Origin of the sequence: Paenibacillus wynnii (assembly GCF_000757885.1) — a bacterium.
Classification (GTDB): Bacteria; Bacillota; Bacilli; order Paenibacillales; family Paenibacillaceae; genus Paenibacillus_AQ; species Paenibacillus_AQ wynnii.
In genome coordinates, this window is sequence record NZ_JQCR01000003.1 from 1,050,339 (window position 1) to 1,076,895 (window position 26,557).

The 26,557-nt window shown below is 40.2% G+C and carries 25 protein-coding genes and 1 pseudogene; 16 read left to right on the plus strand and 10 right to left on the minus strand.

Annotated features, from left to right (window positions below; all coding sequences use genetic code 11):
* The first annotated feature begins 23 nt into the window (after positions 1-23).
* From PWYN_RS30095 to PWYN_RS20220, 10 genes are all read left to right on the plus strand, one after another.
* Positions 24-416, plus strand: a complete 393-nt coding sequence (locus tag PWYN_RS30095) for an RHS repeat-associated core domain-containing protein (RefSeq protein ID WP_240479799.1) — start codon at positions 24-26, stop codon at positions 414-416.
* A gap of 311 nt (positions 417-727) precedes the next feature.
* Positions 728-886 carry a hypothetical protein gene (locus PWYN_RS29655; RefSeq protein WP_169744136.1) on the plus strand — a complete coding sequence of 53 codons (159 nt, stop codon included), beginning with the start codon at positions 728-730 and terminating at the stop codon, positions 884-886.
* Positions 887-1,181: 295 nt separating this feature from the next.
* Positions 1,182-1,877, plus strand: coding sequence for a response regulator transcription factor (locus PWYN_RS20185; RefSeq protein ID WP_036655574.1), 696 nt, complete (start codon positions 1,182-1,184; stop codon positions 1,875-1,877).
* Positions 1,867-2,859, plus strand: a complete 993-nt coding sequence (locus PWYN_RS20190; protein ID WP_036655575.1) for a sensor histidine kinase — start codon at positions 1,867-1,869, stop codon at positions 2,857-2,859. Before PWYN_RS20185 ends, PWYN_RS20190 begins: the two co-directional genes overlap by 11 nt.
* 101 nt (positions 2,860-2,960) lie before the next feature.
* Complete coding sequence (locus tag PWYN_RS20195) at positions 2,961-3,644, plus strand: ABC transporter ATP-binding protein (RefSeq protein ID WP_036655576.1); 684 nt, start codon at positions 2,961-2,963, stop codon at positions 3,642-3,644.
* Positions 3,641-6,241 (plus strand): ABC transporter permease, encoded by a 2,601-nt coding sequence (locus tag PWYN_RS20200; RefSeq protein WP_036655578.1) that lies wholly within the window; start codon positions 3,641-3,643, stop codon positions 6,239-6,241. Before PWYN_RS20195 ends, PWYN_RS20200 begins: the two co-directional genes overlap by 4 nt.
* Before the next feature lie 106 nt (positions 6,242-6,347).
* A complete protein-coding gene (locus tag PWYN_RS20205; protein WP_036655580.1) occupies positions 6,348-7,766 on the plus strand; it encodes a VanZ family protein in 1,419 nt (472 codons plus the stop codon).
* 185 nt (positions 7,767-7,951) lie between these two features.
* Positions 7,952-8,188 carry a hypothetical protein gene (locus PWYN_RS20210; RefSeq protein WP_036655581.1) on the plus strand — a complete coding sequence of 79 codons (237 nt, stop codon included), beginning with the start codon at positions 7,952-7,954 and terminating at the stop codon, positions 8,186-8,188.
* Complete coding sequence (locus tag PWYN_RS30720) at positions 8,080-8,454, plus strand: imm11 family protein (protein ID WP_420805791.1); 375 nt, start codon at positions 8,080-8,082, stop codon at positions 8,452-8,454. Before PWYN_RS20210 ends, PWYN_RS30720 begins: the two co-directional genes overlap by 109 nt.
* Entirely contained in the window at positions 8,451-8,777 is a 327-nt protein-coding gene (locus PWYN_RS20220) for a hypothetical protein (RefSeq protein WP_036655584.1), read from the plus strand. Before PWYN_RS30720 ends, PWYN_RS20220 begins: the two co-directional genes overlap by 4 nt.
* A 569-nt stretch (positions 8,778-9,346) precedes the next feature.
* Here the strand turns inward: PWYN_RS20220 and PWYN_RS30100 are convergent.
* A pseudogene (locus PWYN_RS30100) lies at positions 9,347-9,630 on the minus strand (peptidase M4 family protein); the annotation flags it as partial.
* A gap of 670 nt (positions 9,631-10,300) precedes the next feature.
* Between PWYN_RS30100 and PWYN_RS20225 the strand changes: the two are divergent.
* Together PWYN_RS20225 and PWYN_RS20230 are read left to right on the plus strand one after the other, a co-directional pair.
* A complete protein-coding gene (locus PWYN_RS20225) occupies positions 10,301-10,567 on the plus strand; it encodes a MazG nucleotide pyrophosphohydrolase domain-containing protein (RefSeq protein ID WP_036655586.1) in 267 nt (88 codons plus the stop codon).
* Between the two features lie 491 nt (positions 10,568-11,058).
* Positions 11,059-11,382 carry a hypothetical protein gene (locus PWYN_RS20230; protein ID WP_036655588.1) on the plus strand — a complete coding sequence of 108 codons (324 nt, stop codon included), beginning with the start codon at positions 11,059-11,061 and terminating at the stop codon, positions 11,380-11,382.
* A gap of 465 nt (positions 11,383-11,847) precedes the next feature.
* Here the strand turns inward: PWYN_RS20230 and PWYN_RS20240 are convergent, their stop codons facing one another.
* Positions 11,848-12,369: a GNAT family N-acetyltransferase gene (locus tag PWYN_RS20240; RefSeq protein WP_036655590.1), complete on the minus strand. Its 522-nt coding sequence runs from the start codon at positions 12,367-12,369 to the stop codon at positions 11,848-11,850.
* 561 nt (positions 12,370-12,930) lie between these two features.
* On the opposite strand from PWYN_RS20240, the gene PWYN_RS20245 reads away from it, so the two are divergent.
* Complete coding sequence (locus PWYN_RS20245; protein ID WP_205622779.1) at positions 12,931-13,215, plus strand: hypothetical protein; 285 nt, start codon at positions 12,931-12,933, stop codon at positions 13,213-13,215.
* Positions 13,216-14,214: 999 nt separating this feature from the next.
* Here PWYN_RS20245 and PWYN_RS20250 read toward each other — a convergent pair.
* The gene (locus PWYN_RS20250; protein ID WP_036655591.1) at positions 14,215-16,986 is read right to left on the minus strand and encodes a galactose-binding domain-containing protein; all 2,772 of its coding nucleotides are present in this window, start codon (positions 16,984-16,986) and stop codon (positions 14,215-14,217) included.
* 256 nt (positions 16,987-17,242) lie between these two features.
* Here PWYN_RS20250 and PWYN_RS20255 point away from each other — a divergent pair, with 256 nt between their 5' ends.
* Positions 17,243-17,860 (plus strand): TetR/AcrR family transcriptional regulator, encoded by a 618-nt coding sequence (locus PWYN_RS20255; protein WP_052088213.1) that lies wholly within the window; start codon positions 17,243-17,245, stop codon positions 17,858-17,860.
* Between the two features lie 38 nt (positions 17,861-17,898).
* Complete coding sequence (locus PWYN_RS20260; RefSeq protein WP_036655593.1) at positions 17,899-19,167, plus strand: MFS transporter; 1,269 nt, start codon at positions 17,899-17,901, stop codon at positions 19,165-19,167.
* Positions 19,168-19,173: 6 nt separating this feature from the next.
* On the opposite strand, the gene PWYN_RS20265 is transcribed toward PWYN_RS20260, so the two are convergent.
* The 4 genes from PWYN_RS20265 to PWYN_RS20280 all read right to left on the minus strand — a co-directional run bounded on the left by PWYN_RS20265 (position 19,174) and on the right by PWYN_RS20280 (position 22,242).
* Entirely contained in the window at positions 19,174-19,668 is a 495-nt protein-coding gene (locus PWYN_RS20265; protein ID WP_036655595.1) for a DMT family transporter, read from the minus strand.
* Between the two features lie 33 nt (positions 19,669-19,701).
* On the minus strand, positions 19,702-20,127 hold the full coding sequence (locus PWYN_RS20270) for a DMT family transporter (RefSeq protein ID WP_036655596.1): 426 nt from the start codon (positions 20,125-20,127) through the stop codon (positions 19,702-19,704).
* 188 nt (positions 20,128-20,315) lie between these two features.
* Positions 20,316-21,440 carry a phosphodiester glycosidase family protein gene (locus tag PWYN_RS20275; protein WP_036655599.1) on the minus strand — a complete coding sequence of 375 codons (1,125 nt, stop codon included), beginning with the start codon at positions 21,438-21,440 and terminating at the stop codon, positions 20,316-20,318.
* A gap of 172 nt (positions 21,441-21,612) precedes the next feature.
* Positions 21,613-22,242, minus strand: a complete 630-nt coding sequence (locus PWYN_RS20280; RefSeq protein WP_036655601.1) for a DUF1796 family putative cysteine peptidase — start codon at positions 22,240-22,242, stop codon at positions 21,613-21,615.
* Between the two features lie 155 nt (positions 22,243-22,397).
* Between PWYN_RS20280 and PWYN_RS20285 the strand changes: the two genes are divergently transcribed.
* Positions 22,398-23,273 carry a glycosyltransferase family 2 protein gene (locus PWYN_RS20285; protein ID WP_036655603.1) on the plus strand — a complete coding sequence of 292 codons (876 nt, stop codon included), beginning with the start codon at positions 22,398-22,400 and terminating at the stop codon, positions 23,271-23,273.
* Here the strand turns inward: PWYN_RS20285 and PWYN_RS20290 are convergent.
* The 3 genes from PWYN_RS20290 to PWYN_RS20300 all read right to left on the minus strand — a co-directional run bounded on the left by PWYN_RS20290 (position 23,266) and on the right by PWYN_RS20300 (position 26,542).
* Complete coding sequence (locus PWYN_RS20290; protein WP_036655606.1) at positions 23,266-24,645, minus strand: sensor histidine kinase; 1,380 nt, start codon at positions 24,643-24,645, stop codon at positions 23,266-23,268. The genes PWYN_RS20285 and PWYN_RS20290 overlap by 8 nt on opposite strands.
* Positions 24,645-25,355 (minus strand): response regulator transcription factor, encoded by a 711-nt coding sequence (locus PWYN_RS20295; RefSeq protein WP_240479800.1) that lies wholly within the window; start codon positions 25,353-25,355, stop codon positions 24,645-24,647. Before PWYN_RS20295 ends, PWYN_RS20290 begins: the two co-directional genes overlap by 1 nt.
* 179 nt (positions 25,356-25,534) lie before the next feature.
* The gene (locus tag PWYN_RS20300; RefSeq protein WP_036655608.1) at positions 25,535-26,542 is read right to left on the minus strand and encodes a Gfo/Idh/MocA family protein; all 1,008 of its coding nucleotides are present in this window, start codon (positions 26,540-26,542) and stop codon (positions 25,535-25,537) included.
* Positions 26,543-26,557: the final 15 nt, after the last annotated feature.

Genomic DNA, 26,557 nt, shown 5'->3' on the forward strand with positions numbered 1-26,557 from the left:
ATGATACCACGAATCTGCAATACTTGAGAGCTCGTTGGTATGACCCAAGTATTGGGCGGTTCTTAAATGAGGATACGTATGAGGGACAAATTGATAACTCGTTAAGTTTGAATTTTTATACGTATGTTCATAATAATCCGCTTACGAATATTGACCCGACAGGACATTATTGTGTATCAAACGAAGGTAACAATGCCCATGCGGGTGGATGTAATTCCTCAACTAGTTTTTATCTTGATAAGGATAAGGATTTTGTAGGACATCCTATTTTGATAAATGGCAAGGTTTATGGATTTCTTGGTAACAATGGGAATACAATCAATGAAGCAGCGCATTATCAAGGTAACTATTGGTCAATGTACAAGGATGATTTTCTATATATTGCATGGTTAACTACAGATAATCCCAATTTCTAGCCAAGTCTAGACTCCAATACCCAAACGCGCTTAAGACAAAAACAACTAGAGAAGTACATGGCATATCAAATAGAATCAGGATTCCCAGATTTCTTTGCAGGGTTTGATCTGACATGCTGCACTATCTGATCCTAACTTTGCAAATGTTGGAATATTGATTCAAACTCCAAACACTCATCCAGGTTCATTTACGAAGCTAAGAGGTAATCAAGGTTATCGCGATACAAGTGGACATATATGATTTTGGTGGAAAATAAATCTGGCCAGGAGGGCCAAAAAATAAAAAAAAAAACTTAGGGAGGGACACTATTTTGAATCACCCGTACAAAAGTTTTGAAAGCACCGTTTTATGGAGTTCAATCGAAAAAGGAATTCGTGACTTAATTGATAACAATGATTTGGAATTAAATACGCCAATAGAATATGTTGTTGGATATCTTTGTGAAGCATTAGCGAAGAATAATCAATAGAGCTTGTTTACCACATGCGAGTGTAACAACTCCATGTGGTTTTCTTTTCGCCGAAAATAGAGGTATAGCGGAAGGAGATCATGTTACCGTTACCAAGGTATATCGCATCGTGAGATTTTGATGATTTGATTGAACTGTCGTTAGCTTATTAAAGATATATTTCATTGTACCATAGGGTTACACACCTTTCCTTCTTTGTTTGCATGGTTGCTTCGACACTTCAATGATACCAAACAAAAGGGGTGTTTTCTGTAAAGAAGTACAAATTAATAAACTAAAGTTAGGGTGATTATTTATGAAAATACTACTTGTAGAAGATGATAGGACGATTGCATCTGGATTAGTGTATTCGCTGGAACAAGAACATTTCAATACCGTTCTTTGCTACAATGTTATATCTGCCAAGAAGGTGATCGTAGAACAATTAGATGAATTAACACTATGCTTATTTGATTTGTCTCTGCCCGATGGAAGTGGCTATGAGTTGTGTACTATGGTGAAAGAGCGAAGTGATATTCCGGTTATTTTCTTAACAGCAGTGGATGATGAGGTCAATGTTGTGATGGGACTTGATATGGGAGCGGATGATTATATTACAAAGCCCTTTAGGATTCGTGAGCTTTTATCAAGAATTAATTCGGTACTGCGCAGATATGATAAACAAAATCAGCCAAAGACAATGCTGGAGATACAGGATATTATGATTAATACTCTTGAAGGTAAGGTTTATAAAAAGGGTAAAGAAATTCTATTGACTGCGTTAGAATATCGCTTATTGCTGATCTTTGCCAGTCATATCGGACAAGTACTCTCAAGAAACCAATTGTTGCAGCAAATTTGGGATGTAGCTGGAGATTTCGTGAACGATAATACACTAACCGTTTATATAAAGAGACTACGGGAAAAATGTGAGGAAGATCCGAAAAATCCGACGATCATTATAACCGTGCGTGGTTTAGGCTATAAGGTGGGTGATTTGCATGTTACGTAATCGTGAAATTCGCATTCTAATATTAACGATGTGTACGACCAGTCTTGTATTACTTGTTATAGCGTCATTTTTCTCGTTCGTTGCAATGGTCTTCACTCTCATCACTTCTGTTGTATTCATCGTTTGTAGCATCCTGTTTACTACCTGGAGATACCGTGAGATTGAGAAACTCTCTAATTATTTACGTCAGATTAGCAGTGGCGATTATACTCTTGATGTTCGTGATAATCAAGAAGGAGAACTTAGTATTCTAAAGAATGACATCTTTAAAGTAACGATCATGTTATTAGAACAGAGCACACTTTTGAAAAAAGAAAAGATCCATCTCACGGATGCAATTTCTGATATATCACACCAATTAAAAACTCCGCTTACGTCAATGATGGTCATGGCAGATTTGTTAAGTGATGACCATCTACCTCCTGAGAAGAGAACAGAATTTACACGCAATATTGTAATTCAACTAGAACGTATGGAATGGCTGGTTTCTTCTCTGTTAAAAATGTCAAAAATGGATGCCGACACTGTGCTATTCAAGAAACAACAAATAATTGTAAATCAGCTTATTCAAAAATCTTTAGAGCCTGTACTCATACCCATTGATATTAAACAACAAACAATTAGGATTCAAGGGGAGGACACCGTTACCTTCCTGGGAGATGTGAATTGGACATCGGAAGCCATCATTAATATTCTAAAAAATGCTGTAGAGCACACTCATGAAGGAGGAATGATCGATATTTCTTTTTCAGAAAATGCGCTGTTTACAGAAATTAACATAAAGGACAACGGGAAAGGAATTCCGAAGGGAGATTTGCCTTATATATTCAAACGATTCTATAAAGGAAAGGGTGAAAATGAAAGTAGCATCGGGATTGGTCTAGCGATGGCACATATGATTATCACCAAACAAAACGGGGTTATCGTCGTAAGGAGTGACCCGGGTAAGGGTACATATTTTCAGATTAAGTTCTATAAATAGATCACGTATTCTTATGTGACTAAACTGTCACTTTACAGTCACTGGAAAGTCATTTTAGAGGGATATGATAAACCTATCAACAACAATATGGAGGTTATCTCTTGGAGATTTTGAAGATAGAGAATCTGTCTAAAGTGTATGGAAAAGGGGATACAGCAGTAAAAGCACTAGATGATGTATCTTTTACTGTAAAGAAAGGTGAGTTTGTCGCTATTATCGGTCCATCGGGATCTGGGAAATCAACGCTATTACACATGCTCGGCGGTGTAGACATACCTACAAGTGGAAAAGTATGGGTAGATCATACGGATATATACCAAATGAATGAAACACAACTTGCTATCTTCAGGCGCAGACAAATCGGCTTGATCTATCAATTCTATAACCTTATTCCAGTCTTAACCGTCGAGGAGAATATTACACTACCTCTTTTACTTGACGGACATAAAGTAGACCCTGTTCAGTTCAATCATATTGTGGACACCCTAAATTTACAAAATCGCTTAAACCATTTGCCAAACCAACTTTCGGGTGGTCAACAGCAGAGGGTCTCGATCGGTAGAGCACTCGTTTGTCATCCAGCTATCATGCTAGCCGACGAGCCAACCGGAAATCTAGATAGTAAGAATAGTAGTGAAATCATTGATCTGTTAAAAATGTTTAACAAGTCGTTTAAACAAACCCTAGTTGTCATTACACATGATGAACGGATTGCACTACAGGCAGATAGAATCATCTCTATACAAGACGGAAGGATTGCAAATGATGAGGTGATTACTCCGTGAATATAGTCAATCTACTAACGCTTAGACATTTGAAGCAGAATAAGAGACGCACGCTTATCACCATAATCGGAGTCGTTATTTCAGTAGCTATGTTGATGGCAGTATCCACTCTTAGTACCTCTTTTATGGGATTGATGCAAAAGCAAAACATCGCAAATGAAGGGGAATGGCATGTTCAATTTAAGAATGTGAACAAGGGTCAGCTCCTAGCTATAGAAAAAGATAAATTAACAAAGACGCTTATGATTTCAAGAGACGTTGGATATTCCTCATTAGAGGGCGGACAAAATCAAAATAAACCTTATTTATTTATTAGGGAGTATAATGATGAAAGTTTTAAATATTTTCCAATTAAGCTCAGTAAAGGACGTCTTCCGCAAGCAGCCAATGAAGTGGTTATTTCTGAAGAGATTATCAATAATGCCAAAGTGAATTATAAGATTGGTGATTCTTTATCCGTTGATGCTGGTGAAAGATTTCAAGAAATTAGCGAATACCCACTTACTCAGAGGGACTCATTGCAGAAAGATCAAGGTCAGATCATTGAATCATTAATGAATAAAAAAAAGGCAAGTTATATTATTGTTGGGATGATTACAAGGCCCATATGGGAGCCAACCAACTCACCGGGTTACACCGTATTGTCATATGTAGATGAAAGCTTAATTACGGCAAGTGAGACAGTCAATGCAAGTATTCAGGTAAAGAAATTGGATACTGCCTTGTTTATTCATATTCGTGAATTAGCCAAACAGAGCAACATAGATACAAAGGACATTGAATTTAATAATGGTTTACTCCGTTTCTATGGTGTTACTGATAATGATGGACTACGTAGTACACTATTTTTTTTAACATTCATTATTATGACTGTCATTATTATAGGTTCAGTGTCTCTCATTTATAATGCTTTTGCCATTTCCGTATCAGAACGTTCCCGTCATTTAGGAATGCTCGCAAGTGTAGGAGCTACTAAGCGACAGAAGCGAAATTCAGTTTATTTCGAGGGATTCGTTATTGGAATGATTAGTATCCCCATTGGGATCGTTAGTGGTCTTGTGGGAATTGCCATTACCTTTTGGCTAATTAATTCTAAGATACAAGATGCATTAGGAGTCACTGAGAGATTAACGGTGATTGTTACACCTGTATCGGTCTTGATTACTTGTGTTGTTTCAATAGTAACCATCTTCATTTCAACGTATCTACCGGCGGTAAAAGCATCCAAGATTTCTGCAATTGACGCTATTCGCCAAACGACAGATGTTAGGCTGACTGGGAAAACGGTCAGAACATCAAAATTAATTCGTAAAATCTTTGGGATAGAAGCAGAAATTGGCTTAAAAAACTTGAAAAGAAATAAACGTAGATATCAAGCTACGGTATTCTCTCTCGTGCTCAGTATCATCCTATTTCTAGCTGTATCCTTCTTTACTTCTAACTTACAGAAGTCATTACAGCTTACACAAGATAATTTAAGCTACGATATTCAGGTCATCTTTAGAGGAGAAAAATCCGAACTATTATCACAGCATTTGAAGCATATTGCTTCCTTGAAAGAGGTAACAAAGTATAGCCAAGTTAAGGAACTCATTGTGAATTCTTGGATCGATAAAAATTCAACCACGGAAGATTTTAAAGTAATGGTGAATGATGAATCGAGTATGTTCAAGAATGGAAATTACCTCTATCAGATTAACGTTCATGCATTAGAGAAACAAGATCTGAAAGCCTATGCTGAAATCGTAGGTGCAGACTACAAGATGCTCGAAGACACTACGAATCTATCTGCAATTGTCATTGATACAGTTACTCGTCAAAGAAGTGAAGATGGGAAATATATAGAAACTAAGGCTGTGCTTACGAAAGCAGGAAGAAATCTCGATTTAATGTATATAGATTGGGAAAAGAAAGAAGAAACGCAGCTAAATAAAGTTAATATTGCTGCTTTAACAGACGTTTTCCCCATGGGAGTTACAACAGCAGGAATAGGTGAATTAGATATCGTAGTCTCTAATGCTGTCTTGGATAAATTAGTTGTTAAACAAATGATTGTCGGGCCTGAGACCTATCTTTACTTAAATAGTAAAGATCCGATGAACACGCAACAGGAAATTGAAAAATTAAAATCGGAAAATATAATCGTTAACAATGTGTATAAATATAATCAGCGACAAGAACAAACCATCATGTTAATGTCGGTATTTACCTATGGATTCATTGCCTTGATTACAGCTATTTCCATAGCGAATATTTACAATACCATATCAACGAGTATATCACTTAGAAAAAGAGAGTTTGCCATGCTTAAATCAGTAGGGCTGACCCCAAAAGGATTTAATAAGATGATTCATTATGAAAGTATATTTTATGGAGTCAAATCCTTGCTCTATGGATTGCCCACAAGCATCATCATCATGTATCTCATTCACAGATCGTTGATGAATAGTTTTGACTATAAATTCGCTTTACCTTTGGTAAATATTCTATATGTCATTGTAGCTGTATTTATCATCGTTGGTTCAGCCATGCTCTACTCCAGCTCCAAAATGAAAAAAGAAAATATTATTGATGCATTAAAGCAGGAGAGCATTTAGCTTAACAACTTGGTAATAGAGAGGGGAATATACCGGTAGCAGCGAAGTGCCAGATTGGCTAATTGAAAACATAGAGAATGATGAAATTTCAGGAGGTTTACAGAATATGGATTTAATAAGTATAATATCAAGAGTTGCGCCCTATGCTTTGGTGGCACTAATTGCGGCGGTCATATTCATTGGCGGTGCTCTCTTAGGATACCGATTCTACAGAAAAAGGGGCGGCAAGTATACTGTCACTAAAATGCAATTTGCCGCTTTTTTCTTGCTTATCACCTGGCTTAGTGTAGTCTTAGGGTTAACTATGTTCAGCCGAGGTGCAAATTTCAAAGGTTGGATTAATTTCACGCTTTTTAGTGACTACGTCAATGCATGGAATAAATGGTCTTTAAGCGAATTACAGCTTATTATCTTTAATATGCTGATGTTTATGCCTTTAGGTTTTTTGCTTCCCATGTTAGGGAAACGTTTGCGTCGCTTTACACCCGTTTTAATCACCACCATTTTAGTCACCGTTTTTGTAGAAACTACACAAATGCTTACAGGGACTGGTATTTTCGAACTGAATGATATTTTCCATAACACAATCGGGAGCATAGCCGGATATTTACTTGTTGCTGCAATCCTTTCATGTATAGAACGAAAGAAGTTAACAGTAAAGCCTTTACTTGGAGTGCTTGTAATACCGCTTGTTTTCACCGTTATATTTTCTGGTGCCGCCATTGTTTACCACGCAAAAGAGCTTGGCAATCTTCCTATACGCCCTGCTATTCCTCAAGATACATCCGAGGGCAAAATCCAGATTAACTTAGATTTACCTGAAACAGCTGAGCCGGTAGCAATGTATTACAATAAGAATATCCATAATGTTGAATACGGCGAAAAGGTACTATCTATTGTAAAGGAGCAATTCCTACTGGATCAGATTGGAGCCAGACGCATTGATGGCAGTAATCGAGTTTATTCTCTAAGAGATGATTTAGGATTAGAGTATTATTTTACCTTCTCTTTGTCTGACGGAAGCTGGACACTAACGAAAAATGAACACTCAGAAAAACTCCCGAAAGAAGAAACCTTGCGAAATCAACGGCAAATCATTGAAAAGTGGTTTATTGAAAGCGAACTTATGCCGTCAGATTCAGAATTCAGTGTACAAAACAAGGACACACTCCGATGGGACAAAGAGGCCCCCAATGATATTCACCTAAGAAACAGCAGCTATTCCGGCGGTATTATCATGGTGCAGATTTCTGATGATTTGGTGGTTCCCCAATCGATGTTCTATGCAATGGTTGATTTTTCCTATGTTCGAAATGTGGATATCATTTCACCAATGGAAGCCTTTGAGCAAGTGAAAAGGGGCAATTTCGAGCAATACAATGACCTAAAAGAAGATTATCTGCTTAGCATTGACAATTACAGTCTCACCTATGTTTATGATACAAAAGGGTATTATCGTCCTGCATATCAGTTTGAAGGCACTTTGGACGAGGAAGACTGGAGCTGTCTCATACCCGCCATGTGACGTAGATACGTAATATAGCTAGGCACCCTACATTAACTTTGTAGAGTGCCTTTTATTTTTCCATCTATTCTTCAATATTAACTGCCAGTCCAGACTTGAATCCGATTATGAATTTGTCCTCATAAAAATTAATTGAAGGTAAGATTTCGCTAGGGAGAGTCCAATAAAAAATTTGGAGGAAGGCAATGAAAATCTGGCAATGGGGTTACGAAAGTGATAATTATGATTCTTTTACTTTTCCAAATCCAAATGATTTTAATCAATACTTCGATCCTAATTTTAATGGTGCAGTCATAGGAGCAAATGGGGGAGCGTGCAATTTGAAACCTACCGATCTCGTAAAGCCTGTGACTGCACCGGAGTTGGTAGTAACTACCCAATTTTTAGCGATCGTGCCGTTCAAGTACTTGCTCCTTATTTGAATTCCAATGTTGAGTTGCTACCATTGCAACATCCGATCAAGAACTTCTATGCAGTCAATGTCATTTCGCTTTTAGATGGACTAGATTACAAACATTCCGAAATAGAGTTCGTAGAAGGACACCCAAACTTCGTTAAAAATGTAAGTAGGTACGCATTTAAAATTGAAGTCATCCACGATTATCCGATTTTTAGATTCCTGAATACAGACGTCGACGTGTATATGTCTCAGACGTATTTAAAGAGGCGGTTGGAAAAAATGGATTGAAGGGGTTTTCCTTTGAGCTACTGTGGAACTCCGAATCAAGAGTGGATGCAGAAGCGGATCTGGATCGCCGGTATCAAGAAATGCTGACGGCTGTAGAGTGCAATAAGAGGGATGAATTTTCATTTCAGGAGGATGAACGTCGGATATTAAATGGAGAAGGCTGCGCAAGCGGTAAGTGGAGGCTGCAGCATGCACCCGATGGGACAGTCCGACTAGGAAGTCTTCAAGCTGACGGCAGCTACAACTGGATGCAGCCAATTTACTATCCTCCGATTCTGCTCGATTTAAAGTGGCACGTAGTCGATACCTTGCCTATGGATTAAGAAATTATAATAAGTAAGCGGACTGTCTTTGGTAAAAATTCACTGAGGCAGTCCGCTTTTTCACTACACATTCTTCATATTATCAGCTCTCTTTTTGCAGAATTCACAGCAATGAAGTTTAATCTTATCTAAATACCTCTTCCATACGATAAGTTAATCTATGTGCACTTGGCCAACCATCTTTAACAAATATGTCGAGTACCTTTAGTACCTTTATTAGTGATTCAAGATAAGCAGGATTATCACGGAAGATAACACGATATTCTGCCAGATAACGCTCTACGAGTTTGACAAGTCATCGACTTAAATTGATATCTGCCATTTTGACCAGCATGTATTGTGCGAACTATACGTTTGAAAACTTCAATCGGATCCACTGGTATTAAGAACTCTAGCGATTGAAGCAAGTGGTGTGTGACCGCAGGAATTGAGAAATCAGCCAATTCATCGAGCACTTTATCTGCTCCAGCAAAGAAAACTTTTATATTATTAAAATCAGAAGGATAAGAATCTGAGTTTTCTGCATCAAGTTTTTTATCGTGAGCGCCTGAGGAAAAGTATTTCCGCCAAATGTCGGAGAAGGATTCATTCAGTGCCCCAAATTCATCATGTATTCAAGATTGGATGTGTTCACAATCACTCCATGGGTCAATTCGTGGCCCACTACATCCTAATAACCGGATAGCAGGTTAAAGGTAGACCCATTCCCGTCGCCGAAAACAATTTGAGCTCCATTTCAGAAGGCGTTGTTATAGGAAGTGTTGTAATGGACCGTGGAGCGGATCTGTAACCCGTTGTTGTCCAGACTGTTGCGGCCAAAACGCTGGAGATAATAGTCATAGGTTCTCTCAGCATTATAAACCGATATCTCCGAAATAACTTGTGATGAAGAAGTTGTCAAAGGGATTCCCTATAGAGAGCGAACACTCCATAGCGAAAAAGGGGAATTGTTATTAAAAAATTAGTAACCGAAATATAGTACACCTATCCGAAATTTGAGCCATATATAAAAGAGATTGTATAGTTTATAATGTAATTCATAAAATCCATTTATTTACATTAAATAATTTAGTTTGCAATAAAAAGGATTATATTTCATTTTATTCGCTTTACGGGAGTACACTGAGAGATGTGTAAAAATACAGCCGAGATAGCTGCGAAATATGGATTTGTTGATATAAACAACAAATTGTATTATGGGTTAAGGACGTTTAATGCAGACGGTTATGCAGCACTTATCATCATCATATAGCGTTGGAAAAAACGCAGTTTACATTACTTAAAAATTGATTAAAGGATGTCCTTAAATGTTTTGGAGATGAAATTAATATTTATGATGCTAATAGTTTACAACTTGTTGCACGAAAAACTTAGAAATGAATAATGCAACTCACTTCCTTCGGGGGTCATTGAGGAAGGGAACACGCTCTTCTTCACTGAAATCATTGCTATACGGAGAACTTAATAGGCAGCCTTGTATGCTCTATTGCAAATAAAAATTATATATAGGATAGGTGAATAAAATGATTGATTTATTACAGTTACAAAAAAGAGTTTATCAGAATAAAATTGCGAAAGGATTTAATGTTACTGATATTTTTCAAGAATTTTGTTTTATATATGGCGAATTATCAGAAGCTTGCGAAGCTTATCTGAAAAAGAAAGACGATTTGGGAGAAGAATTGGCTGATGTTGCACTTTACTTAATAGGACTATCGGAACTTCTAGGAATTAACTTGGAAGAAGAGATAGTGAATAAAATGGAAAAAATGAAAAAAGAAAATATGTAAATAAAGATGGTGTACTTACAAAAGTAAAAGAATAATATAAAGAAATTCACACAACACGATTTTATTTTAAGCAGCCGATCTATCCCTTTTTGATACTGGCTATGAGTAAATCAGTACAGATCCAGTTGATAGCAAAGCGTTGTCCCATTCTATTGAAGAGATGCGAATTGCAGTTAATAAAATCGATACGTAAGGTGTAGTAGTAAAAAACTGTTACACAAAGATGCTTACTGACCTAAATCAGATCTACTCAATTCTTAGAATTTTTAACGAATAAAGCGTTTAGTAGGGAACTTTGTGTCAATCAACAACACCTATAGAATACACACACAAGGAAAAAAATGTATCCGGTAGTGAGCTTAAAGCCTGGTACTCGTGCATATAATTTAGCCTTTAGAGATCAAGAAGTATTAATTAAATATTGTGTTCCTCAAAGTGCAATTGTTGGAGTTATATTTACTAATTAATTTTGTAGAAAAGGGGTGGAGTGTATGGATAATAGAATTGAGGAGATCATTCAATTGCTTGATGCAGTAGCTACCGAAATAATTGTGCCCTTAAGAAGGAAAGTCATCAACGAGGTAGCGTTTAGTGAACTATTTAAACTAATGGATGAATTACAAAGTTTGCTTTATAACGAAAAGAATGTTGAAAAAGAGATGGTAGCTCTTCTATTTCTTATCTATACACAGATTGATACTCAAGCAAAATATGTTACAGAAGATGAAAGAAATATCTTTATGACTTATCTTAGTAAGATGAGAGTAAGGATGAGAGAGATTTTTGGAAAAGCGCTTCAGAATGAGGAAGTTTAAAGTATTTACGAATGTATACTAGACATTTTTCAATCTGTTATGTAGTGGCTATGTGATACACCGCTGTAGAGAGAACAATTTGACCACATGTGAGTAAAACTCCATATGGTTTCTTTTGGTCTTTCCGAACCCCACCCAACTAAGTATCTACCAGGACTCTAATAAATAGTAGCAGATGACTTCATGTCAGTTAAGTACTCTGAATATACCTCTGCAGAAATAGTAAGATCGTCCGCGGTAGCAGTAATTTGTAAAAGATTTTCTTCATTTAAATATCCCCAACCATTTTCAACAATAATCGCGTGAATTCGATGAAAATCATTATAATCTTTACTCTTAGGATCGGAACTCTCTTTGGCTGACACAACACTCGTAAAGATTAGGAAAACTGTTGGAAATACTGGCAAAACTTTCTTTAAACTTAATATTTTATCCCTCCTAGTATGATTACTATGAGTGCTGGAATTAAGCTAAATTTGTTCGCTCTACAGAATACAGAAAAAATTCCATATCTATATTCCTAAAAATCTTAGTATCTTTATCAATAATATTCATACCGTTTCGAACAGCAACTTTTTGAGAGGCTATATTTGTGTCCCTAATAATAGAATAAACCCTATTTGCATTAAGAACTGAGAAAGCGTATTCCTTGCAAGCAATTGCCGCTTCTGTTGCGTAACCTTTGTGCCAATACGCTTTTTGAAACAAAAATCCTATTTCCAAAATTTCTTTTTCTCTCCAGCCTTGCATTGTCAAGCCACATTGACCAATCATTTCGTTTGTTTCTTTTAATACAACAGCCCAAAGTCCAAAACCATACTCTTCATATCTTTTAAGATGTCTGTTAAGCCAATTTTGTGCTTCTTCTAAGTTGAATGCACTCTCATAAGCAGCACGCATTACTTCCTCATCACACAATATTCCGCACAATGCATCATAATCGGACTGCACCATTTCTCTAATTATAAGACGTTTTGTTTCTATCAAAAATCTCCCACCTTTCTATTATATCAATAACCTTTCAAAAATTCCTTGCTTATTATTAAATCTACTCACTTTATATTTCCTCCTTAAATTGGGAGTTATCAATGCGAGTAAAAACCCAATAAATTCAAATTAATAAATATATTACTTACGTCTTTACTTCACAATCGCTACCGTCGAGGCATTAATCTCTGCCTTTGCCGCGAGCTGACCAATACACAATCCAGCTATAACAATCACCTCTTGACTTAAAGTTAGCTTTAAGTCAAGAGGTGATTGCATTATAACTTTCTTGGAAGGTGATGTAAATGAAAAAGGGCAGTTGGCTTGCCGGTCTTGGAATATTAGGGGCATGCGCTTTATGCTGTGCGCTGCCGCTTATTGGAGGTCTAGCTGTTATAGGGATATATCCTTCTTTTTGAATCCGTTTGTTATTGCTGGTGTCGCGCTTATATTCATCGTAGTTGCCATCATGATTTATCATAGACGAAAAACAAATGGATCCACTTGTATGTCAACAGGATGTGGTTGCAACTCTTGCAAGACGAAAGGAGCATAAGAGATATGGAAAAAGATATACCGGTGGCATGCTGTCATTCTGTATTTACAAGGGAACAACGCGTGGAGTGCAAAAGTATCTGGGGAGGGCTTGAAACAAGAAGGATCAGCATTTCCGAGCTTGAAAACGGATATCAATATCAATTTCCTGGAGATGCGGAAACGCTGCGGCTTATCAATGAATGGGTAAGCATGGAGCGAAAATGCTGTTCTTTCTTAACATTTACGGTCATTGCGCGCCATACAGAAGAGCCTATTTTTCTGCAGTTGACAGGAAATGAAGAAGTTTAAAGGCATTCCTGCAAGCGGACATTCAGTCCAACATAAATATCATAATAAGTGAATCAGAGGAGAAAAAATGGCCGCAGCTGATCCTTCGGATCAGCTGCTTTTTCGTTCATCGGAAGATCTCGGCGGAGCAGAGCCGGAGCGCGAAAGGAGCGCGAAACCTTGGAACTTATAATTTTGATATCTGAAAAAGACATATAAAATGTATGACACTATATAAAAACCATTGATACATAAGGGGTTTTCCACAATCACAGACATATGTACAAAATACGGGTTTTGTGAACATGTGTGTAGGAAAATAATTAGGACTAATTAAACTGCCGTAATTTTCCCTTTTTTTTTGTATATAGACTTTAGCAGCACTTCATCTGTTAACTGTATTTAAATCTTTGGTACTACTCGATTTCTCGATGATCTGGTATTTTGATAAATTGCCGACATCACCTTTACGTTTATAGTGTGCCGAGAAATATATTATTCGAACATATATTAAGTTTATTTATCAGAACGCTTATCTTTAGATAACTATCTAAGTAGTTATACCGATATCTAATTAGTGTTTAATTGTGTTTGAGTTTGATGACTCTGATTTAACCATCTAATCTTGATCGACAACAAAATTTCCTTTCGACCTATGATTATCTATCACATAGTTATTATCCATATACTTGTTACAAATTCAAAATTCCAAGATATACTCACTTTCAATATTGATTTTATTTCCAGAGTATTGCTGTCTGCCGGCTTTTTACTTGGTTAACTTATACATCTTCAACAATGTGACAGTTGCTTATAAACGCACTTACTTAGTCAAAATAATATATATAATTATCCCCCCTCATGAAAACGCTTCCTAGAATCACAACTACCTCTCTTTACTTCATATAATTATTGTTGCCTTCCTAAATCCGACTATTCAGGTATTATTTAAATTCTTTTCCTGATCACAACAAAAAAAGAGGAGTTCCAAAGAACTCCCCCCTTAGCTTTAGATAAATGCTACTGGATGATTAGATTAAATCCGCTCTGAATGTAATTGATATTCGGGTTAGCAATGTTACTGGTTGTCAGGTTGTTGAACGTTGCGGAGCCATTGCCTGTATAGGTGTAGATCGCTGAACCTTGATGGGGTCCGGAGAACCGTGAGGTTGTTACGCCATCTAGACCCGTACCATTAATATTAATGTTGTTAAATACGATGTTTGCGAATCCACCACCGTAACCCAATTGGATAGCATCGCGTTGCGTATTGATGATATCAATGTTGGTAAACGTTACGTTCTTGATGGAGTCATTAGAAGCTTCCAAATCGATAGCTCCTCGTTCACCGCCGTAGAGATCTTTACTGGTACCACTCGTTATAATGGTCGTATCCGAGAATACAATGCCGGTATTGTTCTGAAAATGGTATCCGGGGAACACGGTATTCATTCTTAGCCCGGAACCACCAACGGTGTCAATGATGTAATTGTGATCTGCCTTGTGTCCGCTGCCTCCAAAGAATGCAATAGCTGCTGCACGCCAGTTGTTCTCGATTGTGTTATAAGAGAAGGTGTTGTTATTACCCACAGTTACACCATTTGCATTACTCGGCCAAACGGCAAGACCGTCATCCCCGTTATTCCGCACATTGCTATTGCGAACGATAGAATTGCTAGTTCCTTGGGAAAAGTTAATTCCATCAGCAAGGTTATTCCGGATACGGCTATTCTCCACAATCAGTCCATTTGCATAGATCGCCGGAGTATGAGCGTAATCCCCTACCCACATCCCACACTCAAAATGCTCTACCCAGACATCATGAATAATAGAATTGGTTCCAAAGTTGTCCATAAACCCTTTATAGATCGCATTCTGACCATATCGTGACCGCAAATTCGAATTCAGATAGATATTGCTGAAATCAAGCTTACCTGAGATACGAAGCGAGATTCCACCACCAGCCGCATTAGGATTGGTAAACTGAATGTTCGTATGCCATAATCCCGCCCCTGTGATCGTGATGTTATTGATCATATTGTTGGCAGAACCGATTTCCCACATACTGCTAAGGTTGAATGTTCCTTCGGGAATATACATCGTTTTGCCGGATGCAACTGCTGCATTTACAGTCGCTTTAAATGCTGCAAGATCATCCATACTATCATTCGCAACAGCACCGTATTCAACCACTGATACTGAGTTGGCTGGACGGGCAATCGCAGTAGGAACAGGCTCGATCTCAATGAAATCCACACCATATTCCAGGCTGTCACCATTGTTCTTCTGGATTCGGATGGTGTCGCCCGGTTGGAGTGGAGTATTCAATTTCCAGTGCACTTCATCAAAACGGAAAAGCGGCCGTCCTGCGCTAGGTGCGTCTCCTGGCATATCACCAGAGAAGTACTGCCAGCTGTAATAGGATGTCAAAGATATGGTCTTGACCTTAACGCCATTGACGTAAGCGTCGAGTGAACCGTTAAGACCCATACCATCTGAAGAGTCGGGCATGGTAAATCTCATGGTGACTCCTGCACCGCCTTGACCCTGTCTGACTTTCCACTCCAGATAGGAGCCGTTCGAAGGAAGTGCTACATAGCGCTGACCAGAAGCTTCCGAAGCAATCAGGGCTTGATCAAATGTCGGTGCGGTCTTCAGAGTAGCTGCACCGCCGCGTGTAGAATCGTCAGTATCATATCGGCTATAAGGTACACTTGCCCCGCGGTTACCAGCTGGAGGTGGTGTTACTGTTGGTGTCGGTGTTGGCGTCACCGTCGGTGTTGGTGTCACCGTTGGTGTTGGCGTTACCGTTGGTGTTGGTGTCACTGTAGGTGTTGGAGTTGGTGTAGAGATCGTCGCTGCTACAGTAATTTGATCAATGTTGACGTTACCGGAATCGCCGGAGTCGTATTTATACGTGATTGTGTTATTGCCGGCATTAAGTGCTAGCGCTTCCACCTGACTGCCCCACGTATCCCAGTTTGCCAGGTTAGGCAGTGAGGATTGGCGGATTTTTATACCGTTAACGTAGATGCTTATTGTCTTCGTGCTGCCGCTCGCGTTAGCGTACTTTAACGTCACATTGCGGTTGCCTGCCGCCGGCACGTTTACGGAGAAGGTTGTGGTCGCACCTTGTGTCCAATAGCCATCAACAAAGCCGGAACCAGAGTAGCCCGTATGATCCGTGTTCACTTTCGCTCCACCTGACAGTGCGGCTGACTCAGCCTGGTAAGTGCCGGAAGGCGTCGCTGTAGGCGATGGGGTCGGCGTTGTACCATTAGTGCCGTAAATTTCGAATTCAGATACCTGTGCTGCCGGCCAGCCAGTGTTGCCTGTTACGTTAAGGCGAACGTAGCGCGTACTGGTAGCTGCAAAAGTGATTGTAACCGAGTTGCCGGCAACCGATGGATTGAATACATAATTCGTGGAGCCAACCATATTCGTGAACGTTGAGCCGTTCGTGCTGCCTTGAACGGCCATCGTTTGTGTCCGTGTGCCCCAATCTGCGGGGATTTTCAGAACGATTTGGTCAATGCTCGTATCTGCACCCAAATCCACTTGAATCCATTGTGGAAAGGCATTGTTGGAACTTTCCCAATACGTGCCTTGATTACTGTCTTTTACGTTGTTCGGGCTGTAAGTTTGAGATTGGCCACTTGTGGTTATGTTTTTCCCTAGCGTTAAGTTTGGTCCTCCAGCTGCTGAGACCGAAACTAGCGGCCCGATACCCATGAACAAAGTTGTGATTAACATGATTCCTACAAGCGTCCATACGACATACTTGTTGCGCATTCTATTCCTCCTTAAAATGGTTTGGATCAGAAACAATGTGTAGCGCTTACATTCTTTGTAGATCCTCCTTCCGATGCAATACACATTCATTATAGAGTTAGCGCGTTTAAGCATTAATAGCTAATCCTACGGAAAGAGTATGCGATTCCAAGTTTTTACTGTTATGAGATTTTGTTATTGCAAAATGAACCGCGTGTCATTATTATATGTATAATGACACGCAGTTCATTATTATTGAATTAGGAGGCTCAACAATATGTCGCCAAAAATATCCGATGATCAAAAAGAACAACGAAGAAGAAAAATTCTAGAGGCTGCCAAGCAGGTATTTATCGACAAAGGTTATGAGCCGGCAACCCTTAAGGATATTGTGGAAGAAGCAGGCATGAGCCGAGGATGGATCTATCTTTATTTTCAAACGAAGGAAGAAATATTTGAAGCCCTGCTTGACCTTCAAGACTCGGAATATGAGCGCTACATTGAGTCTCTCTTAGCTGAAAAGCCCCTTATATGGGAAGTGATTCAAACCACATTCACCCAGCAGAAGAAGGAGCTTCTGTTACCTGAGCGCGGAAGTCTTATGCCGGCCTTTTATGAGTATTTTCTTACAGGGTGGCGGAAAGAACAACGAAGAAGCTTGCTATTGAAACGCTATGAGAACGGAATTACCCTTTTCGAAAAGCTTTTGCAGCTCGGAGTAGATCAACAGGAATTTGCGCCTATTATGCCTATTGGGGACATCGCTAGAATTATCGCATCGTTTCAAGAAGGAATAATGACTCATACTTTCGCAGTAGGTTCGGAGCAAGCTCATACAGAAAACCAGCTAGCAGCGATGACTAACTACTTAAATCAACTGCTATCCCCCATGTAAGACTGGCAATGTGAAAACATATTAGGAGGGATTATACGATGCGTGCACTCTTTCGCAATCCTACGTTTACCAAACTATTCTTAGCCGCCTTTGCCTCTCAGTTTGGCAGTGTTGTTGGGAATATGGCTTTTGCCTATTATCTGGTGGATCGATACAGCAGTCGCCCTGATTTGGCCACTACAGCGGAGTTGATGTATTCATTGCCTACGTTTGCGGTATTCTGGATTGTTGGAGTTGTGGCTGATCTACTCGACCGGAAGTTAATCGCCGCATACAGCGACTGGATTCGGGCTGGATTGACCGTGGTGCTCCTCCTCTTTGTGCATTACGATGCCATATTCGCTTGCTTCGTTGTCTTATTCCTACGCAGTGCGATTTCAAAGTTTTTTGGACCTGCGGAAATGGGCTTGCTCCAGGGAAGTATAGGGCGAGAGCAGTATGTTCAGGCGACAGGCTTAAATCAGATGATTATGGGACTGTTTATGATTTTTGGATTGAGCTTGGGAGCGTTGTCGTATCACTTTGTAGGAGTTAAAGGGGCTATCGTTATCGACGGGTTGAGCTTTATCTTTTCCGGAATCCTTATATTATGTTGCCGCTTCCCGGAAGAGGTCCGTATGCCAAACGGTAAAAAAACCTTACGAGATGTAAGGTTTCCACTGATAATCAAAGACTTCCGTCAAGGAATTTCGTATATTGTGAAACACAAGCTGCTGCGTGTTCTGATATCGGGTTTTCTTTTTTTTGGGATCGTCAATGGGGTGTTCGCGGTGCTGCCTATCTTTACAATGAAATACAAACTTAGTCCGGACAATTATATGGTGCTCTCTTCACTCATTACCATGTCTCTAGGAATCGGTGTTTTAATAGGCAGTTTTGCAGCCCCTTCTCTGATCCGGAGGTTTACAAGAACCAAAATACTGATTACAGGTTTGTTTATTTCAAGTGTACTGGTAGTTGTGCTCGGATCGACGAATCAGATTGGAGTGTACCTAGCTGTCACTTTCCTTATGGGAATCAATCTTTCACCTGTAAATATATCATTAGGCAGTTGGATGCCTGAACTAATTACTCCGCAAAATATGGGAAGAGTGAATGCACTGACGGAACCCATTATGATGTTCGGCCACTCGCTGGCACTAGGTATTGTCACTTTCACCTTTCCGACTTTTATCACCATTACCTGGCTTCACTATTTACTTGGGATATGCACTTTTGTCGTTTTCCTTTTTTATTCTATGGTTCTGCCCCCGTTAGCTAACAAGCTATCCTCACAGGAGCTACTGCGGGTTGAGCAAAATTTATGAGAAAGATCAATCTTGATGAAGCAGTTTCTTCATTGGAATGGTGTTAGATTCCTCTTGCTTCTGACGTGCACCTCCTAATTTAAAAACAATGATACCGCCTACGATAACCAGCACACCGATCAACTTATTGAGGGTAAAAGGAACCTTATCTAGTCCTAACCACCCAAGGGAATCAAATAACAAGGCGAACCCGAGCTGAGAGGTCAACATAATAGAAACAGCAAACGTAGGGCCTAGCAGCCTAATTCCTTGAACCAGTGAAATAACCACTCCGACACCAATCAGACCGCTGAAATAATACCAAGGCTGCATATTGTGCAAAACAAACATTTGTTTCCCCTGAAAAATTAAACCGATTGTCAGTGAAGCTGCAAACCCCATACCCAGTACTAAAGTGGTGGTTGCCCATGATCCCGCACGTTCATTTACCTTACTATTAAAAATATTCTGCAAACCGACCAAAGTCCCGCCGGCAAGCGCCAATATAAGTCCTAAAATCATAAAGTATATACCTCCGTAGATTTCATTTTTTCATCAAAACTTCAGGATCACCACTCCAGCCATCATCATTCCGATCCCAATGAATTGCGGCAGACGCATCTTCTGTTTCACAACGCCAAACCATCCGCTGCTGTCGACCAGAAAAGTCAGACACAGTTGGGCAATCAACACAGCAGATATAGTAAGAGTTACCCCGATTTGTTGGATAGCTGTGACATTGCTGAAGATTATAACGGATGCAAATGCACCGCCGATCAAATATAACGGCTTCACTCGCTTCAACCCCTGCCAATTCTTATCCCGGACGAACATCAGTATTAGAAAAGCTGCTGCAAATCCAGTGAACTGAGTCAGTGCTGCTGCTTGCCAAGTGCCGATATCCTCACTAATCCGAGAATTGGCTACCCCTTGTAAAGTAATAAATCCCCCGGCTAAAAAAGCAAATAGTATACCTTTCATTCCATCTCTCTCCTCTAACTCATCTCTGTATATCTTTATCTTTAATTAAAGGATACATCCAGAGGTTTGTGAAGGACATATGTCCTTAATGAACAGTTCCGATTATCAATATAAAAAAAGTCCCGCTTCCAGCCTTCTTACAGGCTAAAAACGGGATGATTTAATCGCAGGATATTAACAAATTTCCTTTAGGGAGTTCGTTTTTTTCCGGCATCAATCTTATAAGGATCCAGACCCTCCCAGATGTTCGCAATATCCGCCTGTTCAGGATGTTCAAACACCAGGAAAGCTGTTGGTAAATAACGCTCACCGTATTCAGATGAAGGCTTGTTTACTATCTGATTATCTTTCACAAGCACAGTAGATGAACCTCCATCCAGATTCGCCGCGATCACCGCTCCATGCTTCAAGAGAATTTGCTGAACATCATAGAGGTTCGCACCGATGCTGTATCCCGGTTGTCTACCGTCAATGACTACGAATATTATAGCTCCGTCTGCACGTTGGCCCATAGCAGTACGAGGAGCAATTCCCCAGCCTTCTGCGGCATTTCTAATCAGACCCTTGCCGTTTACAATAAGACGCGGCTGAAACGTGACTGCCTCTTGAACATCCAACTTGCTAAGTTCTTCAAGAGAGTACTTTCCGGCAATCATCTTCCCCTTAGTATCCAGACCTACAATCTGAGTAGAATTTTTACCGCCCAAACCTTCGTAATATAATTCCCCTTGTGAAATAACGACACCTATCGGTTTGAATCCGTTGCCTTTCCAGTTGGGATCGGCAAACCCGCCGCCATTAACCCCGGCAATCGCACCTGTACGTGAAACCATGTGGGATACCTTCTCACCGGAGCCGACCTTATTCGGTATACCCAAACGGATTTTGGTAGGATCATTCACGATCATGACGAATCCCGTATAACCACTGCCTGAAACATTCTCAACCTCGACAAGGGGTTTCACTAGTTCTTCTTCTTGGGGTTTAGCAGTGTCTATGGTATGGGTATCTTCTTCCACACCCATCTGTTCGAAGCGGGTACTATACTCCGACACCCGATTTTTCAATTCATCTTCGCCTATAATATATTTCGCCAAATAACGGTGCTGGGTTGTAATCAAAGTATCTGCGACCAAGAAACGGAAATTTCGGGCCGATGGAGCCAAGTAAAACCAGCCCCCCGCTGCAAGGATCAGTATCAAAAAAGTTAGAATTACTTTGGAAAGGGTACGGAAAAAACTTTTCTTCTTTCGTTTCTGACTTTTTCTCTTCTTCTTAACCGTGGAACGCTGAGGTAATGATGACGGGTTCACTTCTTTTAATTCCTCCTTGAATCGTACATGTCTACTAACAGTTATCATAAACGAAAATTTCGGATTAAAAGTTTCAGTTTTTTCAATTCTACGAGCAAAAAATGACAAAAAAAGACTCAGGAAACCTCTGAGCCTTAAGTGAAAGTATTACTTATAAGATTACCTACTCGAACTATCGAACGTGAAATCCATCCAAAATGATCTTCCACAGGTAATCGTTATTTTCAAACATATCCGGCACCTCAGGGATCTGAAGAGCGCATACATTATGGAAAGGCCAAGGGGTTTCAACCACTCCTTGTACTGGGGCGTGGTTAATGACAAGTACATTGAACTCCCCGGCTACCAGTCCTTTTAGAACCTCTAAGAGTTCCGCTGTTTCATGTATGGTTCCTTCCGTGCGAATAAATAATATGCGATTAGCATTCTGAAGTGTCTGTAGAAACCGCGGAACCCGCCGATCCACCTTTGCTCTAAGCTCAGGGTAGCTTATAAGCTGCTCAGGTGTGTTCTCCTTTAGGTGGAAATCATGATGGGAGAAGATATGATAGGCGGCATCTCGTACAATATAACTTTCAGCCTTTTCGTTAATTCCTGTTATTGCTAGATTAGGGAATTCCATAAAATTCACAAAACGATTGCGCAGTAAATGATTAACTCCTGCTTGAATAGGCGACTCCACCCAATCCAGCACGCCTCCTACCTTCCTTAACATATGACGAGATAATTGAGTTGCAGCTAGACAATTATGTCCTAAACTGAAAATAACATCATAGGTACCCTTAATTTCATTGTAATTCAATGTACATCCCTCCCTATACTGCTATTAAATTAAGCAGCGGGAAAAAGGGATTGGACAGTTTGGTCTATTTTCATGCAGATAGACAGGTATTCAGGTCGTATAGGACTTACGCTACATACAATAATTCAGAAATTAATGACGGGTGGTGTGTAGTATTGGCCAAGATATCAGTTCTCATGCCGGTATATAATGTAGCAAATTATATTGAAGAATCAATCTGCAGTATTCTGACGCAAACCTATCGGGATTTCGAATTGTTAATTATTGATGATGGATCTACAGACGGAACCTTAGATATCATCAGAAAGTTTGACGACAGCAGAATCAAATTAATTACTCATACGATCAACTTGGGTATCATCGAATCCTTAAATCAAGGGATAGATTTAGCCAACGGCGAGTATATTGCCCGAATGGACGGGGATGATATCGCATTGCCCCAGCGCTTTGAGCGCCAGGTGGCATTCATGGATGCTCATCCAGACTGCGGTGTGTGTGGCTCTCAGGTTCGTTACTTGGGAAGAAACGAGATTACCAAGAAACCCTTAAATCATGAAGAAATTAAATGCTGGCAGTTATTCCACTGTACTCTTGTCCATCCCTCCGTAATGATCCGAAAATCCGTTCTTAACAACCATGGAATCCGGTATTTGTACTATTATTATGCGGAGGATTATGAAATATGGAATCGATTAGCAGAAGTTACGCAAATTGTTAACTTACCTGAAGTATTACTCGTATACAGACTGCATTCTCAACAAGTCTCTAACGTACATGAACTTGTTCAAGAGCAGCATGCTGAGAGTATCCGGAAGAATCAGTTGCGCCAGCTCGATATTGAAACCTCCGTTGAGGAATATCAGACACATTTGGATTTTTGCCACTTTAGAATTCGAGTTCAAGAACCAGACCAATATTATAAAGCATTAGCCTGGGCTCATAAGATACTTGAAGGCAATCTAAGGAGACAAAAATACGAACATCAGACTTTAAATACGGTATTATCCCAATGCTTCAGTTTATCTAGGTAAAATGGACCTCGAAGCGGGTACCGATTCCAACTTTACTAGTAATCACAATTTTACCACCGTGGAGATCCATCAGCTTTTTAACGATAGAGAGTCCAAGTCCACTCCCGCCGTATTGCCTGGAACGAGATTTCTCCACCCGGTAAAACCGATCAAAGATATAAGGGATCTCTGCTTCAGGTATACCCATGCCCGTGTCCTCTACAATAAAAGCAACGGAGCCTGCTCCAAAATCTAGATAAACTTTGATTTCACCATGATCTGTATAGCGAATAGCATTTTCCAAAAGATTCATCACAATCTGTTCCATGCGTTTCTCATCCCCGTGAACCTTCACGGCTGTTCCAATATACTGCACGTCCAGCTTAAGATCTTTCTCCCGGGCCTTCAATTCAACTTTATGAACTGCCCGGTCTACCATTTGGGATAGATCCACCCATTCAAAGGTTAGAGAAATATTGCCTTCTTCCATCTTGGCCAGTTCAAAAAGGTCGTCAACCAGATGTTGAATTCGGTGCGCTTCCTGATAAATAATATTCAAATACAGGTTTTTCTCCTCTTCAGTCTCATATAGACCATCCATGACTACCTTCGCATAACCTTCCAGATAAGTAATGGGTGTTCGAAGCTCATGAGAGATATTAGCTAGAAACTCCTGACGAGTATCGCGGTATCGCTGAAGATCCACGGCCAGGTCATTTATGGCACCTGCAAGAAATCCAATCTCATCTTTACTTCGAATGGTTAGCCTGGTTTCGAGTTCACCGGCAGCAATTTGACGGGTTGCCTTTTGCATTTGTACAAGCGGACGGGACAAAGCTCTGGCAATTACCCAAGTGATGCCCATGGCCAAGATAAATGCGCCGAATCCGGACAAGAATAATATATTCCGAACATCAGATAGGGAACGATCCATACTTTCTGTGGAAGCCATTACGTAGAGAGCAGAGCGTATGGTTTCCCCTTCCAGTATAGGTTGTCCTGTTACGAAGTAGCGATGTCCACTAGGATCTTTATAGTCAAAGCTTACGCTATCCCCTAGGAATATTCCCTTTAAGTCAGCAGCACGAATAAAGGAACGGTCGGTTGAATCGTGCACACCTGAATGGAAATCAACGTTTCCGTTCTTAGAAATATTAAAGATACTGACATTCGAGAATTCAGCAAAGGTACGCATCATCTGTTCTGTAGTCGTATCTTGAGATTCAGCCATTATCGTAAAGTGAGAGGTAAGCTCCTCCGTCTCTGTTTGCATTTCACTGTAATAAAAATTAGTAAACATCCGGTCAATGGTAAAGCCCAGAAACAACAGTACCACTAAAAAGACGGAAATGATTACAACACCGAGTTTTCGCCCGATAATGTTATTTCTCATTAGACATCACCAGGAATCTGAAATTTATAGCCGAGTCCCCAGACGGTCTGTATCGGGTTATACGGGAGCCCTGCATTGTGCAGCTTCTCACGGATATTCTTGATGTGTGAATCTATGACACGAGTCTCTCCTCCGTAATCATTCCCCCATAACCTGTCCACAAGCTCTTCCCTGTTGAACGCACGTTGCCTGCTCTGGGCCAGCGTAGATAGAAGATCAAATTCCTTAAGCGTAAACTCGACGTTTGTATCTTGAATATGAACCTCACGGGACTCTGGATAGATCTTCAGACCGGGAAATTCAATAACAACACGTTCTGGTTGTTTGGCCTGCAATCCTCCGGTGGAACGCCGAAGTAAAGAATAGATTCGAGCCAATAACTCTTCCGGTTCAAAAGGTTTGGTTAAATAATCATCCGCACCCATTCCAAGCCCCTGAACTTTGTCCTTTGTCTCTGAGCGGGCGGTTAGCATCAGAACCGGAATGGTCGAATCGGTCTCCCGGATCAACTTGCAGACTTGCCAACCATCCATATCCGGCATCATCACATCTAACAAAATCAGATCAAATTGATGCTCACGCCACATCGCCAAGGCTTCATGTCCTGTTGTAGCTTCCTTGGTTCCAAAGCCCTCTTTACTTAGATAGATCCGCAGCAGATTGCGCATGTTCCATTCATCATCTACGATTAGAACCTGAAGTTTCGACAACCTAATCACCTTCTTCGTTATCTTCTTATTTATAAATCCTATAATAACAGTTTGTGGCCGCATACCGGAAGTTTGGTTGTGACTTATTTTAGTTTCACTATTGGTAAAAAAAATAGACTGTCTATTCGTAGAATTTACTATACGAATAGAGACAGTCTTTTGGGTTGTATGCTTTTGGATTAGAGATTTGTAAGTCTGGCACTCGAAGAGGTATAGATATCCGAAACCAGCTGTAAAGCCTTCATTCCCTCCGTACCATTCAGCCAAAAATCCCGTTTATCCCTAACATGCTCGTAAAAGTCTTTAATCAGCAGACTGTGACTGACGCCCCAATAGGACTTACCCAATGCGTTACCCGTAGGGGGGTGGCTCCATAAGGTTTCTTTACCCTTTTTATAGAGATATAAGCAATCCCTGCGCTGAATTAATGTCCCTTGTTCAAAAACCAGCTCCAGCTCTACAGGGGAATTTACGAGGTAGGCATTGGTGGCATAGAATAGAGCTCTGACGTTATTTTTAAAAAATAAGGTTGCATGCGCCGTATCCTCCACCTCAATAATGCCATTCAGGGCATCTGTAGTGATACTTCCTTTAACTGAGGATATCTCTCCGCCAAACCATTGAAGTAAATCCAGTGTGTGGATCGTCTGATTAATCAGTACGCCTCCGCCTTCCGTATCCCAGCGACCTCTCCATGTACTATTTGTATAATAAGACTCATCGCGGTGCCAGGTTACTATACCCTTCATGCAGATCAGCTGTCCCAGTTCACCAGAGTCCAGAGCCTCCTTGATACGAATCGAAGGCTCATTATAGCGGTTCTGAAACACGACTCCGAGTTGACCGGTACTGTTCTCAGCAGCTTCCACCATACGCTTTGCAGATGGGAGATCTGAAGCGATCGGCTTTTCGGTAAGTACATGCTTTCCCGCATTCAAACATTCAATGGCCATCTCAGCGTGTAAGTGATGGGGAGTGCACAAGTGCACCACATCTATATCCGGTCGGTCCAATAGCTCTCGGTAATCCACCACCCTGGAACATCCGCATTCTCGCGCTGCCTGTTCTGCTTTTGCTGCATCCACATCGACTACCACCCGAAGTTGAACTCCCTTCATGGCTGAGATCGCTTTGGCATGTAAAGGTGAAATCGCTCCACATCCTATAATAGCCGCTCCAAGTTCCATCGTCTTTTCACCGTC